The sequence below is a fragment of the Lysinibacillus sp. NPDC093688 genome (assembly GCF_050280145.1).
Classification (GTDB): Bacteria; Bacillota; Bacilli; order Bacillales_A; family Planococcaceae; genus Lysinibacillus; species Lysinibacillus xylanilyticus_B.
The window spans coordinates 136,240-155,253 of sequence record NZ_JBNNUX010000004.1; the positions used below are offsets into that span (position 1 = coordinate 136,240).

General features: G+C 35.0%; 15 protein-coding genes and 1 pseudogene. 2 read left to right on the forward strand and 14 right to left on the reverse strand.

Going from position 1 to position 19,014, the window contains the following annotated elements:
- Positions 1–518 precede the first annotated feature (518 nt).
- The gene (locus ACQKN2_RS05530) at positions 519–2,825 is read left to right on the forward strand and encodes a glycoside hydrolase (protein ID WP_427414072.1); all 2,307 of its coding nucleotides are present in this window, start codon (positions 519–521) and stop codon (positions 2,823–2,825) included.
- Between the two features lie 311 nt (positions 2,826–3,136).
- On the opposite strand, the gene ACQKN2_RS05535 is transcribed toward ACQKN2_RS05530, so the two are convergent.
- From ACQKN2_RS05535 to allC, 11 genes and pseudogenes are all read right to left on the reverse strand, one after another.
- Positions 3,137–3,460 (reverse strand): tyrosine-type recombinase/integrase, encoded by a 324-nt coding sequence (locus ACQKN2_RS05535; RefSeq protein WP_427414146.1) that lies wholly within the window; start codon positions 3,458–3,460, stop codon positions 3,137–3,139.
- Between the two features lie 3 nt (positions 3,461–3,463).
- Positions 3,464–3,733: pseudogene (locus ACQKN2_RS05540) on the reverse strand (site-specific integrase); the annotation flags it as partial.
- A gap of 387 nt (positions 3,734–4,120) precedes the next feature.
- The gene (locus ACQKN2_RS05545) at positions 4,121–4,591 is read right to left on the reverse strand and encodes a DinB family protein (RefSeq protein WP_427414073.1); all 471 of its coding nucleotides are present in this window, start codon (positions 4,589–4,591) and stop codon (positions 4,121–4,123) included.
- A 399-nt stretch (positions 4,592–4,990) separates the two neighbouring features.
- The gene (locus tag ACQKN2_RS05550) at positions 4,991–5,917 is read right to left on the reverse strand and encodes an alpha/beta hydrolase fold domain-containing protein (protein ID WP_427414074.1); all 927 of its coding nucleotides are present in this window, start codon (positions 5,915–5,917) and stop codon (positions 4,991–4,993) included.
- Positions 5,918–6,290: 373 nt separating this feature from the next.
- Positions 6,291–7,223: a carbamate kinase gene (gene arcC / locus ACQKN2_RS05555; RefSeq protein WP_427414075.1), complete on the reverse strand. Its 933-nt coding sequence runs from the start codon at positions 7,221–7,223 to the stop codon at positions 6,291–6,293.
- 5 nt (positions 7,224–7,228) lie between these two features.
- Positions 7,229–7,999 (reverse strand): DUF2877 domain-containing protein, encoded by a 771-nt coding sequence (locus tag ACQKN2_RS05560; RefSeq protein ID WP_427414076.1) that lies wholly within the window; start codon positions 7,997–7,999, stop codon positions 7,229–7,231.
- On the reverse strand, positions 7,996–9,261 hold the full coding sequence (locus ACQKN2_RS05565; RefSeq protein WP_427414077.1) for a DUF1116 domain-containing protein: 1,266 nt from the start codon (positions 9,259–9,261) through the stop codon (positions 7,996–7,998). Before ACQKN2_RS05565 ends, ACQKN2_RS05560 begins: the two co-directional genes overlap by 4 nt.
- Positions 9,261–11,018 (reverse strand): acyl-CoA synthetase FdrA, encoded by a 1,758-nt coding sequence (locus ACQKN2_RS05570; protein WP_427414078.1) that lies wholly within the window; start codon positions 11,016–11,018, stop codon positions 9,261–9,263. Before ACQKN2_RS05570 ends, ACQKN2_RS05565 begins: the two co-directional genes overlap by 1 nt.
- Positions 11,019–11,035: 17 nt before the next feature.
- Entirely contained in the window at positions 11,036–12,085 is a 1,050-nt protein-coding gene (gene allD, locus ACQKN2_RS05575) for an ureidoglycolate dehydrogenase (protein ID WP_427414079.1), read from the reverse strand.
- 100 nt (positions 12,086–12,185) lie between these two features.
- Positions 12,186–12,989 carry a (S)-ureidoglycine aminohydrolase gene (gene allE / locus ACQKN2_RS05580; protein ID WP_427414080.1) on the reverse strand — a complete coding sequence of 268 codons (804 nt, stop codon included), beginning with the start codon at positions 12,987–12,989 and terminating at the stop codon, positions 12,186–12,188.
- A gap of 25 nt (positions 12,990–13,014) precedes the next feature.
- Positions 13,015–14,244 (reverse strand): allantoate deiminase, encoded by a 1,230-nt coding sequence (allC, locus tag ACQKN2_RS05585; protein ID WP_427414081.1) that lies wholly within the window; start codon positions 14,242–14,244, stop codon positions 13,015–13,017.
- Between the two features lie 629 nt (positions 14,245–14,873).
- Here allC and ACQKN2_RS05590 point away from each other — a divergent pair.
- Positions 14,874–16,487, forward strand: a complete 1,614-nt coding sequence (locus ACQKN2_RS05590; RefSeq protein WP_427414082.1) for a PucR family transcriptional regulator — start codon at positions 14,874–14,876, stop codon at positions 16,485–16,487.
- 534 nt (positions 16,488–17,021) lie between these two features.
- Here the strand turns inward: ACQKN2_RS05590 and ACQKN2_RS05595 are convergent.
- From ACQKN2_RS05595 to ACQKN2_RS05605, 3 genes are all read right to left on the reverse strand, one after another.
- Positions 17,022–17,318 (reverse strand): hypothetical protein, encoded by a 297-nt coding sequence (locus ACQKN2_RS05595; RefSeq protein ID WP_427414083.1) that lies wholly within the window; start codon positions 17,316–17,318, stop codon positions 17,022–17,024.
- Positions 17,319–17,428: 110 nt separating this feature from the next.
- Entirely contained in the window at positions 17,429–17,569 is a 141-nt protein-coding gene (locus tag ACQKN2_RS05600; RefSeq protein WP_427414084.1) for a hypothetical protein, read from the reverse strand.
- A 447-nt stretch (positions 17,570–18,016) separates the two neighbouring features.
- Positions 18,017–18,442 carry a MaoC family dehydratase gene (locus tag ACQKN2_RS05605; RefSeq protein WP_427414085.1) on the reverse strand — a complete coding sequence of 142 codons (426 nt, stop codon included), beginning with the start codon at positions 18,440–18,442 and terminating at the stop codon, positions 18,017–18,019.
- Positions 18,443–19,014 lie beyond the last annotated feature (572 nt).

Sequence of the window (19,014 nt, forward strand, 5' to 3'; positions counted from 1 at the left end):
TTGATTTTCTCGATTAGGAACGTTCTTCAAATCATTCACCACATTTCCGTTCAGTATAAGTTATGGATGATTATACCAGTGGGTTTAAAAGAAGCCTTTTGCAGATTTCGTTATCGCTTTTGGCTGCTGAAGCGATAAACCTTCTAAAAGCAGCGAAGTTCCTTTTGTGAAAAGTTACGTACTTCCTTTTCATCTTTTCTTTTGTTTTTTGATTGCTACCTCACTCTTAGGATTTTTGTTGCAATGTGTATTCTCTATCAATACCTTATTTTTCAGCCATATCTACAATAGAAAGACCTTATTTCTTTATTTCCAAACTATTGGGGTTGGCGAAATTGACATAAATGATTTAGAAAATATTTGGAGAACTTTTTACGAATTGGAAAATCAAAAAATAGAATCTTTCTACTAAGGATTTGGGCTTACCTTTTATTTTGAATTAAAAAATAATAGGTTAGAGTTTTTTTGTGACATTCGTGTAACAAACCGATATTACTCTAGGTATGGAGGTGTGTTACATGAAAAAAATTCTATCAATCATGTTAATTGCTGCAATATTGACAAGCGTTCTTACGGGATGTAAGGAAGAAAAAACTAATAAAGGTAGAGAGGTTACGCCACAAATAAATAATTTAGACTTTAACTTTAGTGTGGATCCTGAGACACTTGCGCTTGAGGTCGAGTCCAATGGAATTACTGAGAAAGTATCGGAACCATTGTGGAAAATGAAAGTTTCAAATTTAAAAGACAGTGGAGATAACATTAGCTGGAACTATGCAGAACAGGGAATTAAGGTTGATATCGAAAAAAAAGATAAGTATGTTGATGTAACCATAAAATCCAGCAAAGATGAAGACAACATGTTTGCATGGCCAAAAGTGAAAGGTGACGGATATATGCTCCCATTAAATCAAGGGAAGTATATTCCAAGCAATGATTCAATTTGGAAAAATTACTTAAGTGAAGAAAAAATGAAGGTAATTGAGGCTTTATCTATGCAATTTTTTGCAGTTGATAAAAGTGGGTATTCACTAGTATATATAATTAAAAACCCTTATAATAGTGAAATTGTTTATAATACAGAAAACGATATTGAGTTTACTTTTAATCATGAGTTTCCAACTATTAATAAAGAGAAGGAATATGGTTTCAGAATATATTTAACGGAAAAAAATCCAGTAGATGTTGCAAAGACCTATAAAAATTATTTGATTGAACAAGGGAACTTCAAAAGCTTGGCGGATAAGGCTAAAGAAAATAGTAATATTGAAAAGCTTTATGGAGCACCTCATGCTTATTTTTGGGACAGAACTGTGATTTCAGAAGAAAATATTAAATGGGCAAAGCTGAGAGACAGTTTTCCCGAAAAACTGAAATTATGGATTCAGGGGCTATTAACTACTAATGTTGAGGATGGATCAGAGCTTTCATCAGCTTTTGAAGATTTAAAAACCTTAGATTATGTAGATAAATACAATAAAAAAAGAATAATAAAAGCCTTAAGTGCCGTAATGCAACTAAAGGAATTCTATAATCCGGAAGTATTTACTGAAACAGATAAAGATACTCAGAGGCTGTTAAACAAGGGAATAGAAAAATTAAATCCCGTTGAATTAATTGACCTAAATAAGAGATTATTAAAAAGCATGCTTGGAGATGTAGTTGACCCAATAAAGAAGTGGGCAGATGCTAATACTGTGGATGTGATAAAGGACATGAAGGATTCTGGGCTAGAAAATATGTGGATCGGCTTGGATGATTGGCAGGAAGGATTCATTAAACCAGAGTTAGTAAAAGAAGCAGAAGAATTCGGCTATCTATTTGGTACCTATGATTCATATCATTCAATCCATGAACCAGGTAAAGAGAAGTGGGAAACTGCTAAATTTAAGGACACTTCACTTTACGAGAATGCAACTGTAACAAATAAAAATGGAGAAAAGATTGAAGGATTCCAAGGTGCAGGTAGAAAGTTGAATCCGACGCTTGCAATGCCTAGTGTAAAAGAAAGAGTAACTTCGATTTTAAATACTGGCTTAGCATTTAACTCATGGTTTTTAGACACAGATGGTACTGGAGAAATCTTTGATGACTATTCGCCAGAACATATTACTACTGAAAAGGAAGATATCCAGGCTAGGATTAAGAGAATGGAGTATCTGCAAAAAGAATGGAATATGGTAGTAGGAACTGAGGGCGGAAATGATTTTGCTAGCAAATCTATTGCCTTTGCACATGGAATAGAAACGCCATCATTTTCTTGGATGGACGAGGATATGGCAAAAAACAAACAAAGTGAGTATTACGTAGGGAGATACTATTCGAGTAATGGTGGAGTTCCCGAAATGTTTTCTAAACAAATACCACTAAAGGATAAGTACAAGAAGTTATTTTTGGATTCAAACTACACGATCCCATTGTATAAGTTGGTTTACAACGATTCAGTGATCACAACTCATTGGTGGGGATGGGGAACCTTAAAATTTAAAGATGAAATAACAAATAGAATGTTGTATGAGATACTTTATAATGTTCCACCTTTATATCATATAGATAAACACGAGTGGGAAGAACATAAAGAAACAATTGTAAGGCATTCAAAGGTATGGTCAAATTTTAGCAAAAAAGCAATAACGAAAGAAATGACAGACTTTAAAATTATATCAGATGATAGACTTGTTCAAATGACTGAATATGGTGAAGCATTAAGAGTAGTCGCAAATTTTTCAGAAAATGAAATTAACTATCAAGGCAAGACAATACCAGGTAAATCAGTGTTAATTATTAATGGAAATAGTAATACTATCTATTCACCTGAAAAATAAGCGTGAAATTCGCAATAGTTTAACTGCTAATAATTTTCCTTGAGACTTCAGAGAGGCTAAATCTGAACGCTAAGGGATAGTTTACAAGAAGACATAGAAGTAGCTTATCCATTGTGGGGGTTCATTGAAAAAAGGATTAAAAAAGTTATAATTACGTATGCTGCAGTTAGCGTATAAATATTAGAAAAAAGGTGAAGTTTACGTTTTAAAATGCACCCTATAAGATAGACACTTTCAAAATTGTCATCTTATAGGGTATTTTTGTTTATATTGTAGAAGAATCGAGGAATAAAGGGCTGTCGGGAACAAGGCTAGGATTGTTGAGAAGCTTTATAAGATGCCAGAAGCGGCATTAAGTGTGGATGAAGGGGCAATATACGTTCTTTTTTCCCTTTTCCTTCTATTCGAATTGTTTCACTTACCAAATCAACTTGTTCCCAGATCAATGAAACGAGCTCAGAACGCCTCAGACCTGTTGTTGCTAACAATTTAAACATTATCTCATTCCGCATCGAAAAACGTGATTGGGCGCGTTCTAAATAGTCAAATAGCTGCTTTAGATCCGTTAATGTCATATAGACAGGAAGTTTATCATCGGTCTTTGGCGATTCAATCACGCGCGTAAAATCATTCACAAAATATTGTTCCTTTAAACAATATTTTGTGAATGATTTTAATGAAGAAATTTTTCGGTTCACCGAACGAAGTTTTTGTTTTAATGATTCTAATAGATATTGGATAAAACGACGTACTTGGGTCTTGGTGATCTCGTTTAGACAGGTTGAACAGTCATGATCCGTTAGAAAGGTTAAGAAGAGTTGTAAATCGTATTCATAACTAGTGACTGTATTAAGCGAGTAATTTTTTTCAATCTCGATATACAAAACAAATTCATCAATAGACTGCATGTAGTTGCAAGTATAAAACCTCCAGATATCGTATTAAACAATAATTATTATCCGTACAAAATCATCCCATTATCGTAAAAAAGGAGAGTTATCGTTCACATGATAATTATAAGGAACTTCAGAATGACAAGTCGAAAAGTACAGATATTATGGGTAGTTGACGTATCCAAGCCCTCCTCCACGCCAAATAATTTTAGTTTACATAATATAAATTATAGGAAGTTACATATCAATGAAAAGTATACTAATAACAGTGAGACAAAACAGCAAAAAAAATTTAAATAGTATTGTTTTTTACGTATAAAATATGGGAACTTCCGATTTGGACGTTCCCATTCTTATTTCTGTAAAACTAATGAAGCTTTTTTAAAAGCTGAGTTTAACTGACTAAGCTCCTTGCATTTTACTTAGGAATACTATTTGCCCAATATGATATGCGTCGTGTAATGCTAAACTCTTCATTTCAAGCACTAATGATCTTTCTCCAGGAATCTGTCGATACAAATCTTCTTGTTCTGCTTTTGCTAGTATTTTTTCAAGTTCACGATGCACATCATAATATTCTTGTTTTGTTTCCTTCCAATTATCAAACGTCATAGTTGGTAATCGAAATGTAGATTCATTATTATCTGCCTGTGGTTCATTCGCTGTATCACCAAGAAATCGCATCAGAAGTCTCTTTTTATAGAAAAGTAAATGACAAACTAATTCCCAAATGGAATTCATTGCTCCGTCAGTTGGTTTCCAAATTGCCTGTTCAAAAGTAATTTCCTCCAGCACTTTTTCAAGTGCTGGAAACCAGTCTTCTTCATCTAAGCAGCTTGCCCATTGTTGTAACAAAAGTGTCTTTGCATCCATTGTTTGTTCCCTCCAGCTTAATCCCTTTAATAGATAATCCACTTTGTCAAAATTCATTTACGGCTAAAGATTTGAACTACTTTTACCAACCAAACGTCCATACATTACCCAACAATTCCCTTTACGTATGCGTGCTGTCTTATAATGCGTTCGTACTTCTAAGCCCTTTAAAGCGCGAAATAATCATAGTCTGCTATTTCAGTTGCAGTTAACCTTCAATTGGAGAATAAAGTTTAAGCCATTTATAAATCCTGACTTCTGATAAACCATATTCGCTAGTTTAGATATAAATACGTCCTCTATTTTGCATAATTCAATTGATATATGAATTCATCACTATATTGCTAACCTGATCTATTTGCATACAGAACATATGTTCTACGCTTGAAAAAACAGCATTTATTTATTAATTATATTTATAATTTTCTGTTGAGCATCTAGTGCTTCAGGGATTGGCATAACAACAAACACATGATTCATTTTCGGATAAACAAAGGTATTGAGTTCAATTCCCTGTTCTGTTAGTTCTTCATCAAGTCTTATTGCATCTGGATATAAACATTCGTGTGTTCCAATAAAATGAGTAATCTTTCCAAGTTCTTTAAAGTCACCGTATATTGGACTAATCAATGGGTCTTTTAAATCTTTATCAGCTGCCCATAACTTAGTAATGACTACCATTCCTTCACTTGCTAACATCGGATCCTTTTCTTCATATTCAGCTATAAGAGAATTTTCAAAACTCAAATCAACACTTGCTGATAATAAAATAATATCTTTCGGTTGAGGCAAATTGTTCATTTTTAAAAGATGAGCTAGGCCAAGTGCTATATTACCGCCTGCCGAATCACCCATGATCGTTAATTGATTGGAATTTTCAACAGATGCAAGCATTTCTTTATATAGGTTTAGAATTTTCGGATAAGTATCTTTATAGTTAAAATGAGGTACTTTAGGATAAATCGGAACAATTATTTTCGCATTCAAAGATTGCGCCATTTTATCCAAGAACAACCAATGTAAATTTAAAGGTTGATTCGTCCAAGCACCACCGTGTATATATAGAATAGCTTTTTGCTTCAAAGACTTTTCGTCATTTAATGTGAAAACCTTTATTCCCTCGAACACTTGCTCCTTAACTTCACTTAAAAATGTAATATCCTCTCCAATAACATACGGTTTAGTGTTTTCAGTTCCTCTTTCCTTAACAAACTGTTCTGTGTTTGCAATACTAGAAAAACTCTCTTTATTACTTTCTGCGATTAACCATTTTTCGAATTGAATACTTTCTTCAGAACGTTCTCCGTTATAAATAGTTACACACATCTTTTAATTTTCTCCCCTTTAAATAAACATTTTTATTGTTTCAAAACACAGAATATTGATATGTAATAGCCGTGAGTCTTAGAAGTTTTCAAACTGTATTACAAATTATTAATTTATATTATATTATACTTTATTACCCTTTTTTCCCTAAATATAAAAAGTCCAAAACTATTTCTCCATTTTTAAGACAAATAGTTTTGGACTCTTAAATTAAATCAACCGATTCATATACTTTCCTCTTGTTTGTTTAAAGGCTATTAGAATCCCTTTTAAGAGCCGTTCAATAATTTCGAAGTAAATAGACGACATGAAGTTTGCAACGTCTAGAGAACTCTATATGTCGCTCCTAGACGTTGCAAACTACTAATTCAGCTTAAATTGTTATGCGTGTACCTGCATTTCCGTCTAATGCTGCTACTGCTTGATCGATTGAACAAATGATTGACTCTTTCCCTAATTTTGCAAATTCTATAGCTGCTTGCATTTTTGGTAACATACTACCTGCTGGGAATTGTCCTTCTGCAACATACTGTTCAGCTTCTGTTACTGTAATGTGGCTTAGCTTTTGCTCATTTTCTTTCCCAAAATTAATATAGACATTTGGTACATCTGTTAACATCATGAAAACATCCGCATTCACTTGTTGCGCAAGCTTTAATCCTGAACGATCTTTGTCAATGACTGCTTCAATACCATGTAATTGACCACTGTCTTCACGATATACAGGTATACCGCCACCACCAGATGAAATAACAATCGTATCATCAATTAAACGTTTAATTTCGTCTATACCATGAATCACTTTTGGTTCTGGTGAAGGGACAACTCGTCTATAACCCCGTCCTGCATCTTCTGTCATCGTAAAGCCTTGCGCTTCTAAACGTTTCGCTTCTTCCGCCGAGAAAAATACACCAATAGGTTTAGTCGGATTTTCAAACGCTTGATCATCCTTAGCCACTTCAACCATTGTTAACAATGTCACCACATTTGTAGCAATGTGTCGTTCTTTAATATGGTTTTTTAATGCTTTTTCTAGCATATAACCAATGAAACCTTGTGATTCTGCGTTACAAACATGGATTGGAAGTGGTTCGACAACATTTTTAGCAGCTTCGTTCTGTGCAATAATATTTCCTACTTGCGGACCATTGCCGTGTGTAATGACAATATTATGCCCCGCTTCTCGAATTTCCACCATATGGCCTGTTGCAGACACTACGTTTTTAAATTGATTATCATAAGTTGCTTCTTGTTTCGGCTGTAAAATGGCATTACCACCCAAAGCAATAACTACACTTTTCCCCATTTCTTTCACTCCTTAGTTAACGACATGTAAATGCCATATAACGTATCCATCCCTGATGATGATCCTACATCTATAAGCCGCTTCATGCTTTCTATAGATGGATCATACTGCAAAGCTGTAATCTTCGAACTAAATAGACCATCTAAAGCACATGTTAGAAAGCGCTTACTAACAATGGTTGTTAAAGGTTCCTTGATTAAAGCTTTTAACGTTTCGAGATGTTTATGTTCGATAAAATTATTAATAAAATGTCCATACAATATGCCGACCAGTATATCGTCACCAGTTGGTGTTAAACCTTGTCCACGTCCAATGAAGTAACGGAATGTCTCGTCAAGATGTTCGGTTGGATCGTGTAACCGATTGATCAAAGACGACACACGTGCAAGTTGAAAATCTGTTGATTCATAGGATTCAAATGAAATGTATTGAAAATTTTCTTTTAATTGAGTAATATTTGCACGTTCAAAATCCATATTTAAAGGGAGTGTTTTAGAATTCAACAGCATGTCAAAATGCTTATGAGAAAGACGATTATGACGAATTGTTAACGTATCGCCTACTTGAATATGGGTCTTTATCGTTTGTTTCGTTTGTGGATTAAGCAAGATGCCAAACGGAAATGTCCCGTTTTCATCGGTACCAGCAAATATCAATTCACCATGTTGATCAACCATATTTAACCCTTTTTCAAACATACTGTGCACGGTAAAGGTTTTTCCTTCATGCAATAATTGAAGTGCGATTGAACCAACCGCACTTGCTTGTAAAATCATCCGTTAAAGCCTAGCTTTTCGGCATATGCTGTGATAGCTTTCTCAAAGCATTCGATTGGCGGATGGACTGTACCGGCACCGATTTGTCCGTAACCCGCAATTTTGTGGGCAATACCTGTGTTGATAACTGGTGTGATGCCTGTTTCAACAACTTTCCTAGCGTCGATGCCTAAACATGCGCCTTTGAAGTCCCACGTTGGGATGACAAAGTTCGGGTTTTCACTAATACAGATTTCAGTCATTTGATTACTAGTTTCAAGTGCATCATTAAATCCACCTGTACCAACGAAGCGCGTTACTGCAGGGGCTGCAATCATTGCCATACCACCAACACCGATTGTTTCTGTAATCGCTGAATCACCCATATCTGTGTTAGCATCGTCTGCTGAGTAACCAGTGAAATATAATCCTTGTGGCGTATTAACAGGAGCCGTAAACCATTCGTCCCCCATACCCGCAATACGAATACCAAAGTTTTCACCGTTTCGGCACATTGCAGTAACAACTGTACCGTGTTCGATTGTACGTGCTGCATCCATCATTGCTTTACCAGCCGCCATGGCAATGTTTAAGAAAAATTGGTCCGTGTCGGCTAAGAATTGGATTACTTCTGTACAGTGTTCTTTTTCAACGTCTTCTAATGTAGTAATAATTGGCGCTATTTCTTTTAAAAACGCAAGTGAAGCAGCAATATTACGTTGGTGGAATTCATCACCCATGGCAATAGCCTTCGCAAACAATACGTTCACATTCAAGCCTTCATCCAATGTTCTTAATGCTTTACTTAACACTGGACCTAATACATCTTTCATCCAGTGTAAACGCTTGATTACTTGCTCATTGTAAGCACCGAAGCGTAACACTGCTCCAATCCCTTCGTTCATCTGACAGTAAGCTTCATGACCACTCTCTTGGTTAACAACAACGAGTACTGGCATATTAGGTGAAGTGATACCACCCATTGGTCCAACAGCATTCACATGGTGACATGGAATGAATGTAATCTGATCGTTTTCAAGTAATTTACGTGCATCCTCTTCGTCTTTTGCCCATCCTTCAAAAAGGATTGCGCCAACGCAGGAACCTTGCATAGGATCTGTCATGTTTTCATATTTCATTGGAGGTCCAGCATGTAATAATACATACTCTTTTAATTCAGGAATGACAGACTTAGCAGGTACAACATTTGTTAAGAATGGTGCTGCTACTATGATCTTTTGAATAACGGCTTCGTTCGCTTCATTTATTGTTCTATAACCCATTAGATTGTACCTCCTTCATAATAGTTTAAGAATTGAAGTACTTTCATTAGCTTCTCATCGCCACCAGCAATTGGACGCCAGTTAAATTGAACACACTCCGAGCCACTGTTTTGAACAGCTTCCGTAAAGCTTTTTAGTCCAATATTGATTACGCTAGGCTTCGAATTGATTAAGGACATAACTTTATCATCTACTGCTAAATTTTCTTTTGTATAGTCAAATTTTTGTACATCAACAATTGGTTGTTCCACTGTACCGCCTACAAGTTCGATAGCTGTGCGAACCATTTGGTCGTTTGTCTTACAAATAATTGCACCACTCTCTTTTAAGATCTCAATTTGTTTATCATAACCTTGGATGTCCTGTGCTGTACCTACAACCGTTGCAAGTACTGCAAGTTGACGACCATCTTGACGTGCATTGTCCAAAATACGTTTGATTGTTGGTGCTAGTTCACTGGCCATATCTTCATGACCACCGTTACCGATCACGTTATCAATCATAATGACCGCTGTTTCAGGATCGTTGACGGATTTTTCAAGCATTTCGATACGTTTTTCAGGATCAATCATCGGGTGTGGTTTACCTTTTGTATAAACATCATCACCTAAATCGATAATTTCATGATTTTTTGTTTTTAACACATAGCTATCGTTCTTTTCTTCCGTTATTGTATCTTTGAACGCATCTCTCACTAGCATCGCTGCTTCAGATGCTAATGTACCGCCTGAATAATAACCTTTTATCCCAACTTGTGATTCTTGTAAAAAAACGTTTACATGTTCAACTGTTGTCGGTTCAAAATTCGGTTTGTCCCCATTAGCTAATTGGACAGCTACAACTGCAGTTTCTTCTAGTGTATAAGCATGATAGATGCTATCTTCTTGATAGGAAGGTTTGTCACCTAAAAATAGTGTTACAACTGGTTTGTTAATATTTCTTAATACGTTTAATACTTTACGTTGTACTTCCTCTGCAGGTGGTTTGGAGATCACTGTAATCACTTTTACTTTCGGATCTTGATTTAACGCTTTGATGCTATCTAACATCGTGATGGCACCAACTTCCGTCGATAAATCACGTCCACCTGTACCAAGAGCGTTTGTTACACCTTTACCATAACGGTCAATAATTGTTGTCACTTCTTGGATCCCTGTACCTGATGCCCCAACAATACCGATATCGCCTTCGTTGACGTTATTTGTAAAGGCAAGAGGTACGCCGTGAATAAGTGCAGTACCACAGTCTGGACCCATCACTAATAACCCTTTTTCATGCGCTTTTTGTTTTAATTTCACTTCGTCTTCTTTCGAAACATTGTCACTGAACATAAATACATGTAAGCCTTCGTTCAATGCGTTTTCCGCTTCCATCGCTGCATATTGACCAGGAATTGAAATTAACGCTAAGTTCGGATTGTTAGCAAGCTCCATTGCACGTTTCCAGTTGTGTGCTTCTTGACCTTTAGACGTATCTTGTGAATCTGATTCACCTTTTAAAGCTACCTCTACTTCTTCTTTCACTTCGTCTACTTTTTCTTCTTGATCTGTATCTACAACGATGACAATATCATTTGGCTTTGCTTTTTCTAATTCATCCGTGCCTAAGCCAGAAGATTTAAAAATGTCTTTGTTCGCTGGTGTTCCCATCATGATTGATACTTTGTTTACACCATCAATTGCAGATAACTTATTTGATAAAAGCATTAACACGATGGAGTCTTTATAAGTGTTTTCTTTGATAATTGTGTATAACATGATGATCCTCCATTTTATTATTCTGCAAATCTATTTTTTCCGTGATAACGATCGTAATGAACGTCGTCTGACACAAGATAGTTGTAAATGTCGTCTACGATTTCAATACCTTCCTTATCATATTCCTTACTTCTTAATATACCGCGTTCACCTGGATAATAAATTTCTCCATAGCCCTCTGCCGCTGGTTGATTTTTTAATTCATTAAGCATCGTTGAAATTTGTTGTTTAAAAGTATCTAAATTTGTGAAATAGGCAGGGTTAATTACGATATGAATTTGACCTAAATCGCGTCCTTTAGTTAAGTCTTGATACATAGAAGACACGTGTATACCATGTGGGACTCCTAGAAGACTACCTGATAAAATATCTACCATCATCATCAGGCCATACCCTTTTGGACCTGCAATTGGCAGGAGTGCGTGAACATCTCTTGCATTCGTTGTAGGTGCACCAGTTGCATCGACAGCCCATGTATCTGGAATTGATGCATTTTTACTTCTTGCATCTAAAATTTTGCCCCATGCTTGGACAGTTGTCGCCATATCAAATGTAATGATGCGGTCATCAGCAGACGGTGCACTATAGGCAATTGGGTTTGTCCCAAAATAAGGTTCAGTTCCGCCAAACGGCACGACCATTGGATCTGATTGACACATACTTAGAGCAACCATATCTTGTTCTGCCGCCATCTCAACAAAATAACCTAGCGCACCACTATGCGAGATATTTTTCATACCTACAACGGCAACACCGGATTTTCTGGCCATTTCAATCGCTTTTTCCATCGCTTGTTTAGCTATTTGATGACCTGGACCATTATCCCCGCCAAAAACTGCAGAGCACGGTCCTGTTTGTTCAAATGTATAATTTGGATTTGCAGTAATACCACCTTTTGCGATTCGTTCAGAATAGTATTCAACACGTACGGCACCATGGGAGTGAATACCTCTATGATCGGCGTATGTTAATACATCTGCAACATCATGTGCCGCTCCTTCATTTAATCCCGCTTTCATAAACTTCTGTTTCATTAAATTAAACAGTTCTTCTTGTGATACTCGCATCTTGTCAGCCCCTTGCCTTACATGATTAAAATAATTTGTCAGATTCTACATAAGTGAATTTCTTTTATATCGGACATACCTAATTAATTAGACTTCCTCTTTAAAGGTCAATGTCTCGGTTTGCATCTTTGGAATAAATATAGGAGAATGGTTCATCTAAACCAATTGCATAAGTTGCTTGTGGTACATAAGCGCCCATAAAAATATAGTCCCCTTTATCAACTGGCATCCATTCATTATCTAAGTTATACATCCCTCGCCCACTTAAAACGTACGCACCGTGTTCTTGGACATGTGTTTCAATGTAACCATGTGAAGCACCTGGTTTGAATGAAAGAATATGAATGTTCATGTCATATCCGATCTCTTTTGGTAATAAGTCTTGAACTAATACTTCTTTCATACCTTCATAAGCTTCTTGTTTAATGTCGTTCACATTACCTGTCACTACTTCAGGTGTATGTCCTTTAAGTGGATGCCCTTTTAGTGGTTGATAACGTTTTTTATATAAAAATAAGCGGCTATCCTCACCGTTATTATTATTTTCAAAAGTTAACTGTAAGTGCGGCGGTACATATAAGTAGCCACCTGCCGTTAATTCGTATTTTTCACCATCTGCATAAGCGTTGATTGTGCCATAAATAACGTATACAAACGATTGAATACCATCACCAGCGAAACCAGTGTTATTTCCACCTTCGTTTTTAACCGTTACTAAGTAATCTACGAATCTTGCACCTAAACGTGGTGATCCTAAGATTGTTACGTCACAATCTTGAAAGCCAGGTACAACATTATTCACTAAGCCGTCTGGTGTGATTAATGCGTAATTATCTTTTTTAATGACAGAACGTGTTTCTAATAAACCCTCTCTGTATCCTTGATTAAGATTTAAGTAACCCATAAGTAAGTCCGCTCCTTTTCAATGTTTATTCTTTATACGCCAGTTCATAAAGTACATCTGCCAATACTTCAATACCTTTAACAAGGTCTTCTATCTTCGTTTCTTCATTAATATTGTGACTAATGCCATCAATAGAAGGTACAAACAACATCGCTGTTGGAACATATTGAGCAAAGATTTGTGAATCATGTCCTGCACCAGATGGCATCACTTTATATTGATCACCTACATTGTTTTTTGCTGCTTGTTCAATGATTTGAACGATTTCTTGATCCATCAATGTTGGCGCTTCATCCATCCATAAATGAATATCATAAGTCATGCTATTTGCTTCAGCGACTAGTTTAATGTTGCCTTCGATTTCTGTTGCAAAATCATTTAATAGTTGCTGATCAATATGACGACAGTCTATTGAAAACGTAATTTCACCAGGAACTACATTTACTGTGTTTGGTACAGGTACGACATGACCGAACGTTAACACAAGTGGTTCTCCAATTTCTCTTGCACGTTTTGTTAAATCGGTAACAATTTCACTGTAAGCAACAACAGTATCCCGACGTAATGACATTGGCGTTGTGCCTGCATGGTTTGCTTCGCCTTTTAAGTTGATTGTGTAGCGTTTTTGACCGACGATACCATTGACAACACCGATTGTTTTGTTTTCTGTCTCTAACACTTTCCCTTGTTCGATATGCATTTCAACAAATGCTTTGATGTCATTACGAACGTCAGTCGTTTTTCGATAATCAAAGCCTGATTGGCGCATCGCATCTTCGAACTTAATACCGTCTGCATCTTCAATTGTGTCAACATCTGATTTACGCGCTAGGTTAAAGAAGTTTTTGCTCCCCCAAAATGCGTAAGGGAATCGACTACCTTCTTCTTCTGCAAGCGATAATACTTCTAATGACCGTAGTGGTTGACCATGCTTTTCTTTTAAATATTTCATAGCCACGAGTGCAGATAAGATGCCAAATTGTCCATCTAGATGACCACCTTCAACTACTGTGTCGATATGTGATCCCGTTAAAATTGTTTCTTCCGGATATTTACTGCCAACAAGTCGCCCAGATAAGTTACCGATATCGTCGAAACGTGCTTCGAAGCCTTCTTCCTTGAATGTTGTTTCCAGCTCAAGAACAGCATCATTCCATTCTTGAGAATATAAGAGACGTGTAATTCCACCTTGTTCTAAACCACCAAAGCTTGTGAATTTTTTATCTAACGTTTCAAAAGTCGATTGAATATCCATACCTCATCACTCCTTCCTTCTTACTTCACTTTAATTATAGGTCCTTCCTCACAACCATTCATTGACATAATGAACAATAATGGAGGGGCGTTTTATGCACTTTAGACAAATAATTTTTAAAAAGGTGTAAGTAGCCAAGTAAAAAGGAACGCTGGTAGCTGTCGATTGTATAAATGTAATAAGATGGCGTGTGAGCGGAGTAAATAATAGAATTGATCCTTACTAAAAAACAAACACCACATAGTAAATCAATGTAAAAACTTAGATTTACCATGTGGTATAGTCATTATTAAAATCATTAGAGGATAAACGATAACCCGAGTGTCATAATACATACAAGAAGGAGCATGAGTAGTTGTTTCTATCATGGTTTAGTTGAATTTCTTTGTTCAAGCTACTTTAGCATGCTATCCTTGTTGTAACCCGCTTTTCAAAAACGAAGCATCACGTAGAATATTCTGACCTTGTTCATGCAGATGATGCTCCTTTACTATTTTGAAATAAAGGATTATACGTATAATAGCCTTTGAAAATAGTATACAATCAGAGTGATAGGTTATCCTTGTAGCATCTTACATATTTAATTAATATTTTGGCTTTTTCTAACAAAGATAAAGGAGATGATTTTTGTGACAACATTAAAAGAAATAATGTCTGTCCAACAATTTTCTGATTTAACATTGTTAAATGATGAGGGAGATTTAGAAAGAGAAGTAGAAATGGTCGATATTACAGAAACGCCTGATATCAAAAATTTCACAGCACCACACTCATTTATCGTCACTACGGGTATGTGTTACCAACACGATCAATCCGGATTAATAGATCTCATTCGAGAATTAAATGATATACAAGTTGCTGGTATAGGGGTTAAGTTATCGCGCTTTTTAGAAAAGATCGACGATGAAGTAATAGAATTTGCCAACGAGTTAAAATTTCCAATTATTAGAATCCCTGATAGTTGGAATCTTGGATCCATTACACATCATATATCATCCTATATTTTGGATGAAGAAACTGAAAAGTTATATTTTGCATTAGATATCCAACAAGAATTAAATACAATGCTTATGAGAGGTTTAAGCTTGGAAATGATGATTGAACGGATGAGCAGACTCCTCAGAGTCCCTGTGATGCTCTTAAATCCTTTCCATCAAGTTAAATCGATGAGCCATCACTTCCACGAACACTCAGAGCAAGTTCAAAGAAATCTTAGTTACTTCAAAAGATGTTTTAATTCCAAGCAAATTACACCTAATAATAAAGCATCTTTCCAAGAAGAACATATTATATTTGAAGTTCCAGCATTTAAATATTATCCATATTATTTGATGGTTTCAAATGTCAATACGCTTACTTATCCATTTAGCTTGCTTGCCATAGAACAAGCCGTAAATACACTCAGTCTCGCCATTTATAAAAATAGTAAAATCAAAGAAGCGGAACAACAAGACGTAAACCGATTTTTCGAAACATTAATGTCTGAACATCCTGATAATCTTATTTCAGTGAAGCAGCACCCTGAGTTTTTAAAAAAACATCTTATCCAACCATCTAATTTCTATCAAGTGATAGTTTGTGCGATTGATCAAGAAAGAGATGTGGAAAATAATATTTATTTGAATGAGCGCTATCAAATGACCTTTGAATGGTTAACACATAAGTTGACTGACATTGATCCTTCTATCAGTGTCTATATGTCTCCAGGTAAACATCGGTTTACGATACTATTACAAACTAAACATCAATATTATTTAGATTACTGCAAATATATCCAAAAAGAGTATCAAAAACTTTTTAATAGCACACTTTCATTCGGTATTGGTAATGAAGTCACTGAATTCTCACAGTTACCACTCTCTTATTTCGAAGCGAATGAAGCTTTTGATCATAAGTCTGAAAGTGGGAAAGTTGAATTTATAGAACTCTATAAATCTAAAAGTGTAGAAGAATTATTACAACTCATTCCAGCCAATAAATTAAAACCTTTTATCACGTATACACTAGGTTCATTAGCCTATCCGAAAACGACGAAGGAAAAAGAACTAAAACATACATTGAAAGTTTATTTGGCGAACCATTGTGATCTTACAAAGACTTCAGAAGATATATTTATTCATCGTAATACGGTAAAATATCGTATTAAAAAATGTGAAGAGATTTTAGGTCAGTCTATCGAATCGCCTGACATTTCATTGGATATACGATTAGCATTATTTGCATCTGAGAAAATAACGTTTTAAACGTAAAATCCCGCTAAAAAGCTGTTCTAAATGCTTTTTGGCGGGATTTTATTTGCACGAAATAATTGAAAAAGGTTTTGCGACAAAACATAGAAAAGTGTTTCTAGAATTACTTTATCGGTACACTTGCTGTAGCTGTGGTATAAAGTTCGATCAAAACTTTTGCTAATGCACCCCGTTAGTTTAATAAGAACAGCGACGCTTCTTCAACTAAAGTTCTTGTTAGTTTAAGTTGAAGTACCGATTAAAAAATACTGATTTACAGCGTTATAAATTGTCTATATATGCACGTTTTTATTCATATAGCATATCTGTAGAATTTTCTGCAAATTCTTGAAAAGTCTTATTGTAGCTATGTTTATATACCTTTGCATAAAAAGCTGCATAATTAATGTTCATACAAAAAGCCACAAACGTTGATTTAACAACATTCATGACTTTTTAATGTGTGCCCAAACTTTCATTTGGGCACTTTATTTGTATATTGAATTAATAATATCGTACATTTTTTACATACATAATTACTAGGTTTAGCTATTTAACATATTGAATATACCCTAGCATATCAGCAGCAATGAAAGTAGCTATTATGCCCAATAATAGACTTAAAAGTAATCTAAACTTTTGCCATGTAAAATAAGGTGTATCTATATCGCTATGGTTATCATTCGTCCGTTCTAACAAATACCACATAGAAGGTAGAATGATGAAGGATACGATTAGTTGTTTCCATATGGGTAAATGTAATGGTAAACCTGGTCCTTCTTCAATAAAAAAAAGAATTGTAGCCATAATCATACCCATAGCATACTTTTCAAGATATTTCTTCATGTAATACCACATTTCATTTGAAAGTCATTTAGATATTATACCAAAAAATTGAACAACAAGTTAAACAACACACTTCAACTAAACTGCACCTTTACTTGAAGAAAAAGGCATTAATCCTTATCGTTCATTAGCGAAACAACTAATTTTTTTGTATTCTTTTTCCAAAACATTAAATCAGAAAAAGCCAATCCAAATGATGTCGCCAAAGGAATACCTAAATCCCACACATCCATTTTCTTATTTGAATCCAATTTAACTTCCTCATATTTGCAATAACCATTGCGATAAGAAACATACCATATAGAAGTAGATAAATTACATATCCTGTAATTAATTTCAGAGAAAACGAAGTATCAATATCCTTATATATAATAAATATCGAAAGTATGGTTCCTGCCAAAAATACTATAAACAAAATTAAGTTTAAAGAAATATATTTCTTCATATTTTTATCCCTTGCCTTCAAAGTCTTGATGCCTTTTGATTATCTCAAAATATCAAAACTTTAGCATTGTTAAATTGTTCCTTATTCAACTATCCTGCTCCGTTAGTTCAATAAGAAAAAAGAGCTGCCTATGCAACTCAATGATCTTCAAGTAAAGCACCCTATTATTGAAAAAGGGACAATTCCTCTTAAGAATTGTCCCCTTTAATTGAATTACTATTAACTGGTGGTGTTCAATACTTTAAAATAACCTTCATCGCTTTATCAATGCAGATAATTCGCCCTCAAAAACTTTTTCTTCCTTATCATTGAAAGTAGATAACAATACCGTTAGGATACCCGTTTCATTCTTTGTTGCTTTCTTATCAATAACCTTTACAATGATATGTAGTTCATCATCAGGATACACCGGCTTTATAAATCTAATATTATTCATTCTTGTTCCTGCAATAACATCCTCACCATATTTACCTTCTTCAACCCATAGCTTAAATGAAATAGCTAGTGTATGTATCCCAGAAGCAATGATTCCATTAAATCTTCCCTGATTTGCTTTTTCCTCATCTAAATGCATATATTGGGGGTCAAACTCACCTGCAAACCTCATAATATCCTCTTTTGTTAATTTGTATGGTTTAGTTTCGAACACATCTCCAATTGTAAATTCATCTAACTTCATAAAAACACCTCTTAAATATTAATTAACACGATTACTTAATCTATTCTAACACCTACTATTAATGGTTAGTATTACTTTTTCCTACCTCAAGAAACTTGAACGTTGACTTAAGTACATCTTCACAAGCTTTCATAAATCTTAACTTAAACATCTATTTTCTTTTAATGTGTTATTCAATTAAATGGCCCGATTATTGAACACAAGTTAAACAACACTCTTAAACTAACCTGCTTCGTTAGTACAATAAGAAAAAAAGAGCTGTCTAAAACAGCTCAATAATCTTCAAGTAAAGCACCCGTTAGCCATCCATGTCGTGTAAAATTAACACTACACCACAGAAAATGAAAGATGGTTGCGTTCTTTCATGGGAGTTTAAGTACATTCCTTCACAATCTAACATATAAAATTGCACAATCTAATTTGAGATTATTAAATCGTTTAAATTCAATTGGCGAATAGTTCATATTCTGCTAGTCCGAACTAAATTCGGACTTACGTAATAATCCACTGATACAAAAGGTTTTTATCACCCTGTATATATTTTTCGCGTGCAGTTAAAAGATAATAACATA

Bases quoted from the DNA above. Each gene is read 5' to 3' on its own strand.
- ACQKN2_RS05595 (WP_427414083.1), bottom strand. From the start codon at position 17,318: ATGAAGAAATATCTTGAAAAGTATGCTATGGGTATGATTATGGCTACA.
- ACQKN2_RS05530 (WP_427414072.1), top strand. From the start codon at position 519: ATGAAAAAAATTCTATCAATCATGTTAATTGCTGCAATATTGACAAGC.
- allD (WP_427414079.1), bottom strand. From the start codon at position 12,085: ATGCGAGTATCACAAGAAGAACTGTTTAATTTAATGAAACAGAAGTTT.
- allC (WP_427414081.1), bottom strand. From the start codon at position 14,244: ATGGATATTCAATCGACTTTTGAAACGTTAGATAAAAAATTCACAAGC.
- ACQKN2_RS05565 (WP_427414077.1), bottom strand. From the start codon at position 9,261: ATGGGTTATAGAACAATAAATGAAGCGAACGAAGCCGTTATTCAAAAG.
- arcC (WP_427414075.1), bottom strand. From the start codon at position 7,223: ATGGGGAAAAGTGTAGTTATTGCTTTGGGTGGTAATGCCATTTTACAG.
- ACQKN2_RS05550 (WP_427414074.1), bottom strand. From the start codon at position 5,917: ATGTGTGTAACTATTTATAACGGAGAACGTTCTGAAGAAAGTATTCAA.
- allE (WP_427414080.1), bottom strand. From the start codon at position 12,989: ATGGGTTACTTAAATCTTAATCAAGGATACAGAGAGGGTTTATTAGAA.
- ACQKN2_RS05605 (WP_427414085.1), bottom strand. From the start codon at position 18,442: ATGAAGTTAGATGAATTTACAATTGGAGATGTGTTCGAAACTAAACCA.
- ACQKN2_RS05545 (WP_427414073.1), bottom strand. From the start codon at position 4,591: ATGGATGCAAAGACACTTTTGTTACAACAATGGGCAAGCTGCTTAGAT.
- ACQKN2_RS05570 (WP_427414078.1), bottom strand. From the start codon at position 11,018: ATGTTATACACAATTATCAAAGAAAACACTTATAAAGACTCCATCGTG.
- ACQKN2_RS05560 (WP_427414076.1), bottom strand. From the start codon at position 7,999: ATGATTTTACAAGCAAGTGCGGTTGGTTCAATCGCACTTCAATTATTG.